This window comes from Pseudoruminococcus sp., assembly GCF_047012705.1.
GTDB lineage: Bacteria > Bacillota > Clostridia > Oscillospirales > Acutalibacteraceae > Pseudoruminococcus.
This window is the reverse complement of record NZ_JBKXNW010000013.1, coordinates 1-10,868: the sequence shown is the minus strand read 5'-3', so window position 1 is coordinate 10,868 and position 10,868 is coordinate 1. Positions and strand designations below refer to the sequence as shown.

10 protein-coding genes are annotated in these 10,868 nt (G+C 37.7%); 9 read left to right on the top strand and 1 reads right to left on the bottom strand.

What is annotated here, in order from left to right:
• Positions 1-182 precede the first annotated feature (182 nt).
• From ACLU24_RS11985 to ACLU24_RS11970, 4 genes are all read left to right on the top strand, one after another.
• Positions 183-1,397, top strand: a complete 1,215-nt coding sequence (locus ACLU24_RS11985; protein WP_412612920.1) for a glucose-1-phosphate adenylyltransferase — start codon at positions 183-185, stop codon at positions 1,395-1,397.
• Position 1,398: 1 nt separating this feature from the next.
• Positions 1,399-2,514, top strand: a complete 1,116-nt coding sequence (gene glgD / locus ACLU24_RS11980) for a glucose-1-phosphate adenylyltransferase subunit GlgD (RefSeq protein ID WP_412612918.1) — start codon at positions 1,399-1,401, stop codon at positions 2,512-2,514.
• 138 nt (positions 2,515-2,652) lie between these two features.
• Entirely contained in the window at positions 2,653-4,077 is a 1,425-nt protein-coding gene (glgA, locus tag ACLU24_RS11975) for a glycogen synthase GlgA (protein WP_412612917.1), read from the top strand.
• Between the two features lie 423 nt (positions 4,078-4,500).
• Positions 4,501-6,102, top strand: coding sequence for a peptide ABC transporter substrate-binding protein (locus tag ACLU24_RS11970; RefSeq protein WP_412612915.1), 1,602 nt, complete (start codon positions 4,501-4,503; stop codon positions 6,100-6,102).
• A 57-nt stretch (positions 6,103-6,159) separates the two neighbouring features.
• On the opposite strand, the gene gpr is transcribed toward ACLU24_RS11970, so the two are convergent.
• On the bottom strand, positions 6,160-7,041 hold the full coding sequence (gene gpr / locus ACLU24_RS11965) for a GPR endopeptidase (protein ID WP_412612913.1): 882 nt from the start codon (positions 7,039-7,041) through the stop codon (positions 6,160-6,162).
• A gap of 123 nt (positions 7,042-7,164) precedes the next feature.
• Between gpr and ACLU24_RS11960 the strand changes: the two genes are divergently transcribed.
• From ACLU24_RS11960 to aguB, 5 genes are all read left to right on the top strand, one after another.
• Entirely contained in the window at positions 7,165-8,061 is an 897-nt protein-coding gene (locus tag ACLU24_RS11960; protein ID WP_412612911.1) for a M14 family metallopeptidase, read from the top strand.
• 214 nt (positions 8,062-8,275) lie between these two features.
• A complete protein-coding gene (locus tag ACLU24_RS11955) occupies positions 8,276-9,031 on the top strand; it encodes a hypothetical protein (RefSeq protein ID WP_412612909.1) in 756 nt (251 codons plus the stop codon).
• A 25-nt stretch (positions 9,032-9,056) separates the two neighbouring features.
• Entirely contained in the window at positions 9,057-9,557 is a 501-nt protein-coding gene (locus ACLU24_RS11950) for a hypothetical protein (RefSeq protein ID WP_412612907.1), read from the top strand.
• Between the two features lie 69 nt (positions 9,558-9,626).
• On the top strand, positions 9,627-9,878 hold the full coding sequence (spoIIID, locus tag ACLU24_RS11945) for a sporulation transcriptional regulator SpoIIID (RefSeq protein WP_022263823.1): 252 nt from the start codon (positions 9,627-9,629) through the stop codon (positions 9,876-9,878).
• Between the two features lie 14 nt (positions 9,879-9,892).
• Positions 9,893-10,774: an N-carbamoylputrescine amidase gene (aguB, locus tag ACLU24_RS11940; RefSeq protein ID WP_412612905.1), complete on the top strand. Its 882-nt coding sequence runs from the start codon at positions 9,893-9,895 to the stop codon at positions 10,772-10,774.
• The last annotated feature ends 94 nt before the right edge of the window (positions 10,775-10,868 follow it).

Genomic DNA, 10,868 nt, shown 5'->3' with positions numbered 1-10,868 from the left:
AGAAAGAAACTAAGGCGGAAGTCAAGGTTGAGCCTGCTGAAGTTAAGTCAGAGCCCAAAACCGAGGTTAAGAAAGAAATTAAAAAACCAAGAAATAGCAAGAAAAAATAATATATAAGATGTTTACAAGATATTGAATATATAAAATCGGATAACAAAGGGTTATTCTAAGGAGGAGTACAGATGTATCCAAAGCAAGAGGTCGTAGCAATGCTGCTTGCAGGTGGTCAGGGAAGCAGATTGGGCGTACTGACACAGAAAATCGCAAAGCCAGCAGTTCCGTATGGCGGTAAGTATCGTATAATTGATTTCCCACTCTCTAACTGTGTGAACTCAGGCATTGAGGCTGTCGGCGTTTTAACGCAATATCAGCCTTTAGTTCTTAATGAATATATAGGTAACGGTCAGCCTTGGGATTTGGACGGTATGAATGTTGGCGTTCAGGTTCTTTCACCATATGAGAAAAAGGGTGGTGCGGACTGGTATTCCGGTACAGCAAATGCTATATACCAAAATATAAACTACATAGATAGATATAATCCTGAGTATGTTGTAATTCTTTCAGGCGACCATATTTATAAGATGGATTATTCTAAAATGGTTGCTTATCATAAGGAACATAATGCAGACTGTACTATTGCAGTTATTGATGTTCCGCTCGCAGAGGCTTCACGCTTTGGCATTCTGAACACCAATCCTGATGGTTCTATCTACGAATTTGATGAAAAGCCGGCTCACCCAAAGAGTACAAATGCTTCTATGGGTATTTATGTATTCAGTTGGGATAAGCTCAGAAAGTATCTTATTGAGGATGAAGCTAATCCGGATTCTTCTAACGATTTTGGTAAGGATATTCTTCCCAAAATGCTTGCAGATGGTCAGAGAATGTTCGCTTATGAATTCTCAGGATATTGGAAAGATGTCGGAACTATCGAAAGTCTTTGGGAGTCTAATATGGACTTGCTCGACCCGAATGTTACTCTCGACCTTGCAGATGAAAATTGGAAAATTTATTCACGAAATCCTGTTGTTGCCCCACATTATGTCAGTCCGACAGGCGTTGTGCAAAATTCACTCATCTCTGATGGCTGTATAATTGAGGGAAATGTTGATTTCTCAGTTCTTTTCTCTAATGTTACTGTTGCTCCGGGTGCAGTTGTAAACGATTCAATACTTATGCCTGGTGTTGTGGTTGAGGAAGGCGCTGTAATTCAATATGCTATCGTATCTGAAAATGCAGTTATCAAGAAGAATGCAGTTGTTGGTGCAAGACCTGAGGATATAGAAAACAAGGAAGATTGGGGAGTTGCCGTTGTTGGCGATAACCGTACAATAGGTGAGGGTGCTGTCGTTGCCCCGAAAGAAATGGTCTATGAAGATAAAGAGGGGGTAAACTGATATGCGTGGAAATAATGTTATAGGCTTGATTTTCACAAACCTTCACGGAGAGCTTATAAGCGAGCTTACTGATAAGAGAACTATGGGTTCCGTTCCTTTTGGCGGAAAGTACAGACTTATAGACTTCCCTCTTTCTAATATGGTAAATTCAGGAATCAACAAGGTCGGTGTTATTACAAAGAATAACTATCAATCACTTATGGATCACCTCGGAACAGGTAAGGCTTGGGATTTATCAAGAAAGCGTGACGGACTCTTTATTCTCCCTCCTTTTAACAATAGTGAGGAGGAATACAGAAATAGAATAAGCATTCTTAATTCCATTAAGAAATTCCTTATTAACTCTAAAGAGGAATATGTACTTATTTCCGATTGCGATACTGTTTGCAACATAGATTATCAGAATGTTCTTGAAAAGCATATTTCTAATGACGCTGATATTACTGTTGTATATAAAAGAGGTCAGTTACCAGAGCATCAGGACGAACCAACGGTATTTTCTCTTGATTCTACTGGCAGAGTTAAAGATGTCCTCATTAACCCAATTATTGAAGGTCCTTGTAGTTTTTACCTTAATAAGATTCTTATGAAGCGTGAGCTTTTGATTTCTCTTGTAAGCGAATGTGTAAGCAAGAATAAGAATAACTTTAAGAGGGATATTATTCAGGGACAATTTGATAAACTTAAAATTTATGGCTATGAATTTGAGGGCTTCTGTGCAGTTATGGATTCTATGAGCAGCTATTTCAATGCAAATATGCAGCTAATGGATTTGAATATAAGAAACGATCTTTTCAACTCTGCAAGACCGATATATACAAAGGTTCGTGACGATATGCCAACAAGATATGGTCTTGGCTCTAATGTTAAGAATACGCTTATCGGAAACGGCTGCGTTATTGAAGGCGAAGTTGAAAACTGTGTACTCTTTAAGGGTGTTCATATCGGTAAGGGGGCAAAGGTCAGCAACTGCGTTATAATGCAGGATACAGTCATTGGTGCAGGCTCTAACCTTAGCTATGTTATAGCTGATAAAGATGTTATTATAAAGGATAATCGCTCTCTGATGGGTTTCCTTACATATCCTGTTTATATTAACAAGGCAAGCAAAGTCTGATTTTAAAGCTTAAATAACTCTCTTAATGAGAGCGGTTATATGCCGATGCTGTGTATGGGCTTTCATACTATCGACATATATATAATAAAAATATTCTTTACAATGCTTTTTGGATTGTAGTTTAAGGAGGTATAAACCTTGAAGGTTTTATTTGTAACAAGTGAAGCTCAGCCGTTTGCAGCATCAGGCGGTCTGGCAGATGTTTCCGGTTCGTTGCCGCAGGCTCTTCGCAGAAGGTTGATAGGCACAAGAATTGTTATGCCACTTTATGATGAAATACCACAAAATCTAAAAGACGAAATGCGTTTTATTACAAGTCTTTCTGTGCCTGTTGCGTGGAGAAGACAGTATTGCGGTGTTTTTGAGGCTCGCTGGGGCGGAGTAATTTATTATTTCCTCGATAACCAGTATTACTTTAAGCGTTCAGGTCTTTATGGCCATTATGATGATGCAGAGCGGTTCGCTTTCTTCTCAAGAGCGGTTCTCGAAATGCTTCCATTTATCGACTTTAAGCCTGATATTATTCATTGTAACGATTGGCAAACGGCTCTCGTACCTACATACTATTCACTTTTCTATGGGCAAAATCAGTGGTACCAGGGTATTAAGACTATCTTTACTATTCATAATATCCAGTATCAAGGTAAGTATGGTACGGAGCTTTATGAAGAGGTTGTTGGTATTCCACCACATCAGCGTTCAGTCCTCGATTGGGACGGTTGCATTAACTTTATGAAGGGTGCTATCGAAACAGCTAACAGAGTAACAACAGTTAGTCCAAGTTATGCTTGGGAAATTCGTGACCCATGGTTCTCACATGGTCTTGACCCGATTCTTAATGCCCGTTCATGGAAGCTTTGCGGTATTCTGAATGGTATTGATACTGACTCTTATAATCCTGAAACGGATATTCAGATTTATAATAACTTTAGTGTTGATGACCTCAGCGGTAAGGCTGAAAATAAGCGTAAACTTCAGGAACGTCTCGCACTTGAGCAAAATCCTGATGTGCCGATTATTGCTATGGTTACAAGACTTGTATCTCATAAGGGGCTTGACCTTGTTAAGGCAGCTCTTGACCAAATGATGCGTGAGGAGTATATCCAGTTCGTAATACTTGGTTCGGGCGATTGGGAATATGAAAGCTTTTTCCAGTCTATGCAGGATAGATATCCAGGCAGACTTTGTGCTTGCCATGGCTTTATTCCTGAGCTTTCAAGAAAGATTTATGCAGGTGCGGATATGTTCCTGATGCCTTCTAAGGCAGAGCCTTGCGGACTTTCTCAGATGATTGCTCTCCGCTATGGTACTATTCCGATTGTTCGTGAGGTTGGCGGTCTTCGTGACTCTATTCAGGATAGCGAAAACGGTGAAGGTAACGGCTTTACTTTCAAGAATTACGATGCAATGGATATGCTTGGTGCTGTAAGAAGAGCTATTGCAGGATATTGGCAGCGTGATGGCTGGAATGTTCTTGTTAAGCGTGCTATGACATGGGATTTGAGCTGGAACAGAAGTGCCGGCGATTATATCAATCTTTATAAGACTGTTATTAACGAATGATTTTGTTAATGATTGAACTAAAATTGAATAGCTAATAATAAAGACGAGTGATGGCTTAGGCTGTCACTCGTCTTTTTCTTTTTGAGATATAAATAACAGAAATTTTCATATATAATCTTGTGTAACAGATTTGTAAGTTGATTTAGAGCATAAATCATATTATTCTTAATTATGGATAATATAATGTGCATTTGATAAAAATTAAAAGTTTCGCTCAAGTCTTTTCAAAGACTCGTAGGTCAAGGACAACGCCCTTGTCGCCGTCCGCAGAAGGCGAAACACTTTATGCTCCTCAAAATGTGGGAGTGTAGAAAAACCTCGCAGAGGTTCCCTGAAAGATAAACATTTATGAAAATGTTGAATTTTAAAGTTATTATCGAACTTATGTGTTAATATAGATAGATTTTGGCAAGGAGAATTTCTATGCGTTTTGTGAAAATGTTTTTAGCCGGCTTTTTGGTGCTTAGTCTTATATCTTTTATGTATGGCTGTTCTGATGATGGGGTAAAATCAGAACTGACTATAAAATATAATATCGAAAGTGAGCCTATTACACTTGACCCACAGGTTGCAAACGATAGTTCATCAAGACTTGTAATTCTTAATATTTTTGAGGGGCTTATGAAGCTTGATGAAAATGACAGAGCCATTCTTGGAGCGGCAGAAAGCTATGAGGCAAATAATGACTATACACATTTTATATTTACTTTGCGTGATGGTTTAAAATGGAATGATGGTACTGCTCTTACGGCAAATGATTTTAGGTACGGAATTGTGAGGGCATTATCGCCTGAAACTGATTCTGAAACAGTTGAGGACCTTTATTGCGTGAAAAATGCGGAAAAATTTCATAAAGGTAATGCTAAAGAATCAGAACTTGGAATAAGTGTCGATGAAAATAAAATAATCTTTGATTTGGAATATTCGGACGAGGCTTTTCCTAAGGTTTTGACCTTTCCGCCAACTATGCCTTGCAATGAAAAATTCTTTCTGTCAACCAAAGGACAGTATGGCAGAGATGACGAGTTTATTTTATCAAATGGGGCTTTCTATATTAAAAGCTATGGTTGGTCTCATAACAATAGTATAAGTCTTATAAATAACAAAAATTATGTTGGCGATAAAAAGGCTATTCCTACGGGAGTTGATATTTCAATAGGAAATATAGACAATGGTTATCAGGCTATTGTTGATGGAAAAGTAGATTGTTACGCCATTTCGGGCAGTGATTTAGAAAGTGCAAAAAATTCTGGAATGACAATTAAGGAATATGATGATACAACATGGGGTATTTGCTTTAATATGCAAAATAAAACTATGCAGAATAGTAATATAAGAAAGGGTTTGCTAAAGGCTCTTAATAGGGAAAATATTGAAAAAGCTGTGCCTGAACATTATAACATTACAAGAGGAATTGTGCCGAAATCTGTGGAAGTCGGTTCGCAGAATTATCGTACAAAAGCTGGCGAGATGTATCTTAAACACGATAAAAATGCAAGACAGTTTGTTTATGATGGTATGCAGGAGCTTGAATTAACAAGGCTTACTGATATTGAGATTCTTTGTCCCGATGATGAAAAACTTCAACCGCTTATCAATGAAATACTTGAGGATTGGAACAAAAGTACAGGATATTATTTTAATAAAAATCCTGTTTCCCAATCTGAACTTGAATATGCTGTTTCTGTTGGCAATTATACAGCGGCATTTTTGCCTATTCAGAGCGACGGAGATTCTCCGTTTGATACACTAAAAAAATTTCGTACAGATGAAAATGGTAATGTATCAGGTTTAAGCTCAAAGGACTACGATTCTTATATCGAAAAAATAGAAAATTCTTCAGATTATGAGAGTTTAGATACAATTATTAAAGCTGAAAAATATCTTTGCGATAATGCGATATTTTATCCGATTTGTACTGAAACAAGATATTATGCAAGTACAGAGGGGATAGTGGGAGTAATGTTTCATCAGTTTGGTGCTGAAGCAGATTTTCGATATGCTTCAGCGGTTGAAAAACAGTGATATAAATAAAAGGGGCGAATACAATTCGTCCCTTTATTTTTGCGAAATTTATAGTTATTAAGCGAGAAGTAAGCAAAAATCTTCTACGCTTAATCCTTTATGCAAGGCACAATTTAAAGACATTCCAACAAGACGGGAAGCTCTTTCGATTAAAAGGTCTATCTCTCTTGGGGTTACTATCATTTGTTCTCCACGAGGAGATACCAGACCTTTTTGCTGATATGAGAGTTTTGCTTCAGGTATAAGCTCTAATGCAAGAGTTTGTGCGTCAACTACGGTTGGAACGCCTATGCCTATGACGGGTATTCCCATTGTTTCTTTATTAAGGCTAAGACGATGATTTCCAACGCCTGAACCCGGAGAAATTCCTGCGTCTGAAATCTGTATTGTACAGCCAAGCCTTGAAAGACTTCTTGAGGCAAGAGCGTCAATGGCTATTACCGCCGAGGGTTTTATACTCTCGACAACGCTCTTGATGAGTTCGCCTGTTTCTATTCCTGTCTGACCGAGAACTCCCGGTGCAAGAACAGCAACTGAACGAAGTCCGGAAAGCCCTAATGAACGCTTTAATTCGCCTGTTATATGTCGTGTTGCAAGAATATTATCCGCACTTTTTGGGCCGAGTGCGTCGGGAGTTATAGTTTCATTGCCTATTCCTGCGATAAGAATTGTGCCGTCTTTTGGGAGCAGAGGTTCAATAAGTTTACCGATATATTCGGCTTTGGAATCGCCATCACGAAGATTGTCTGTGAGTGGGGCAAGCTCGGCGGTTATATATGTTCCGATTGGTTTATTCATCTTTTCGGCGGCTTTTTGGTTGAGAATTTTAATTTCAGAAATTTTAATTCCGTCCTGTTCTTCTTCTTTGACAACAACACCTTCTTCTTTTTCGTCGACAAATTCTTTTGCTTCAAGTGCAAGGTCTGTTCGCATCTGCATAAAAGTTCCTCCTGACAACAAATTTATTGTTAATAGCTTGCCCTAAAGAAAGCAAATATTACATTTTTCATATTTTGAGGAAATTTTGCATAAGATATATGGAAATAATTGCGGGGTGATATTGTGCTTAATCAGAAATATCTCTATGCACCTAATGACGAACAGAATAGAAATTTTCTTATAGGGGAGCTTTTTTCTAAGTATCCCTTTCTTAAAAAAGAGTGTATCGGTATAAGCCATTGTGGACGAGAAATTCCTATGATTAGCTTTGGTACAGGAAAAAAAGTTTTATTTGCGTGTGCTTTTCATGGTATGGAGTGGTTGACGACACTTGTTATTTTTAGATTTCTCGACGAACTATTGGAAAGTATAAGCAAAAGAAATTTTTTTTGTGGAGTAAAAACAGAAAGTGCTTTTCATAAGCGTACACTTTGCATCGTCCCTTGTGTAAATCCTGATGGAGTTGAAATTTCCATTAATGGTGCAGAAAGTGCCGGTGAATATTGCAGCAGCGTTGAGGCAATAGGTCTTGAAAAGCGTTGGCAGGCCAATGCCGCAGGAGTTGATATAAACCATAATTTTAATGCGGGTTGGAAAGCTTTAAAAGCACTTGAAATAAAAAACGGAATTAATGCTCCGGCGCCTACAAGATTTGGCGGAATTTTTCCTGAAAGTGAGCCTGAAAGCAGAGCAATGGCAAGACTTTGCAGAAATAATGATTTTATTCGTGCTTTTGCATTTCATAGTCAAGGGGAGGAAATTTACTGGAGCTTTGGAGAATATATGCCCGAAAATGCAAGGCTTCAGGGAGAGTTGCTTGCCGAATTAAGCGGGTATGTTTTGAGTGAGCCTGACGGTCTTGCAGTTGGTGGAGGATTTAAGGATTGGTTTGTGGAAACCTTTCATACTCCTGCATTTACGATAGAGATGGGAAAAGGTGAAAATCCACTCCCGATTTCTGACCTTGACGGCATTTATGAAAGATTAAAACAAATGCTTTTGATTTCTATTGTGATGTGATGATTTTATAGGATTGCTATATTAATTTGGTAATTGCTGAATATACGAAAATAAGTCACTATATAATATTGAACAATTATGTTGTCTTTGTTATGGTGTGGCAGCTGTTTTAGAGGATTTTTAGTTGAGTTGACCGCACTTGAAAAATAAGGGGAATTGTGATAGTATAGGGTTACGATTGTATGGGCTTTGTTTTTGAAAGGAAAGGATAATTATGAAAAAAAGTTATAGATTTATCGCTGTTCTTAGTTCCCTTATTATCTGTGCGGCAGCCTTTAGTGCTTGCAGTGGCGGTAATGGTGAAGGTGGCAGTAGCAATAACAGTAGTATAAGCAATTCATCTGCACAAAGTTCTTCTGATGAAATTTCAGAAAAGAAAACTTCAAGCGCTGACGAATCTAAGAATGATGAATCAAGTGTAAGTTCTGAAACCCAAAGCGAAGAAGAAAGTTCGGAAACAACTGAAAGTTCTAAGGAAAGTTCCGAAGCTGAAAGCAGTATAAATAGTGAGCAAAATTCTAAAAATGCGAGTGAGGCTCAGAAGCCTTCTGAAAGTTCAAAATCTACAGGTAATAAGGATTTTGATGATGCATTTAAGGATAATAAGCTTGATATTTCATTATCAGACGATATGAAAAAAGCAGATACAACGGAGGCTATGACTGAAACCTTGGCAAAGTATGAAAAACTTTGGCTGGCTGAGGCTGAAAATGCAAATAATAAGCTTCAGGCTTCATCTCTTTCCGATGAAGAGAAAAAGGCTATTCAAAGCGATTATGATGCTTGGATAGGTGAATTTGAGGCTAAGAAAAAAGAAATCGTAAAAGAAGAAAAGTCTAAGTGGAACAATGGCTCTATTTATATAGTTAATGCGGCTGAAAAGGTTAAGGATTATTGCAGAGATTATGCTATGTATCTTTATGAAAAGCTTTATAAGATTGATGGTAGCTTTGAGCTTGCTTATAAATGATTTTATCGAAAGGGAGTGCCATTGAATGACACGGACTGTTGGACTCTTTAAGAGGTCGTTTAGTTTATTGCTTTTGGCAGGAATGATGTTTGTTTTGTCGGCTTGTTCATCTGCTGAGGCAAGTAAGCAGAATGATGAATATTATGAGCAACTAAGCAAATGTACTGATACTCTTCTTATGAAAAACAGAGAGCTTACAGAAATAAGCAATTCTTGGAATTATAAGGATAAGGCTTCTACAGAAAAGTATATAAATAAACTAACTGAAATAGAAGAAATTACCGCAAAAACTAAGAATATTGATGCAAGTCAAAATTTTATTGAATTTGATAAGGAAAATGTTGAAAAACCTTGCGATAAGGTTCTTGAAACAGTTGCAATAACAAAGGCTTTAGTTCAGGCAGCCTATGATGATGGCGATGATTCCGATTTTCAAAAGGTTAACGGAGAAAACTCTGAAGTATATAATGAAGCATATAACGATGTAATATCTTCGGTGGCTACTCTAAGGGCAAGAATCAGATGAGAACTTAGCTTGCATATATTTACAGAAAATTTCATATAAATTACCACTAAACCATAGGAGGGTAATTATGTGAAAGGCTTTGTAGAACAGAGGGCAGTTGAACTTGGAGAATATATTATCCAAAGTAAAGCTACTGTAAGAAAGACAGCCAAAAAGTTTGGAATAAGTAAAAGCACTGTTCATAAAGATGTTAGCGAAAGGCTGAAAAAAGTTAATCCACAGCTTTATCGTGAGGTGAAGAGTGTTTTAGAAATAAATAAGGCACAGCGTCATATCCGTGGAGGTATGGCTACAAGAAGAAAATATAAGGGAGATTGCTGAAAGGAATTTTAATTATGAGGAAAGTTAAAGTTGCTGCTGTTCAGATGTCTATGAGCAGTTCTCGTGAAGAAAATATTGCAAAGGCAGAAAGGTTGGTAAGAGAGGCTGCGGCAGAGGGTGCTAATATTGTGCTTCTACCTGAACTTTTTGAAACGCCGTATTTTTGCCAAGAGAGAAATTACGATTATTATTCTCTCGCTTTTGAAACAAAAAAAGATCCTGCTGTTATGAAAATGACAGAGCTTTCTCGAGAACTTAATCTTGTTATCCCTGTAAGTTTTTTTGAAAGGGCAAAGTATCTCAGATATAATAGTGTTGCTGTTCTTGATTGCGGAAATCTTCTTGGGATATATAGAAAGACTCATATTCCTGATGACCATTTTTATCAAGAAAAGTTCTATTTTTCGCCAGGGGATACAGGCTTTAGAGTATTTAAAACATCTTTTGGAAAAATCGGTGTGGGAATTTGCTGGGACCAGTGGTTTCCTGAAGCAGCAAGATGTATGGCATTAAAGGGTGCGGAGCTTTTATTTTATCCTACGGCGATTGGTTCCGAACCTATTCTTGAAGTTGATAGTATGCCACACTGGAGGCGTTGCATGCAGGGACATTCAGCGGCAAATATCGTTCCTGTAATTGCCGCAAACAGAATCGGTGTTGAAAGTGTTGAACCATCATATGAAAATAATCATCAAAAATCTTCCTTGAAGTTTTATGGTTCATCATTTATTACTGATGAGTTGGGTGAAATAAGAGCCTCTGCGGATAGAGAATCCGAAACCGTTATAACCGCAGAATTCGATCTCCACGAGATTGAGGAGGAAAGATTAAGCTGGGGAATTTTCAGAGATAGACGACCTGAACAGTATGGAATAATTGCAGGTATTAAAGACTGAAAATTTATAAATATAAAAGCTACTCTTACTGATTTTTAGTTTGATATGTACCCTCTTTGCTGGACAAAACCAGTAAGGAGGGTTATTTTTATGC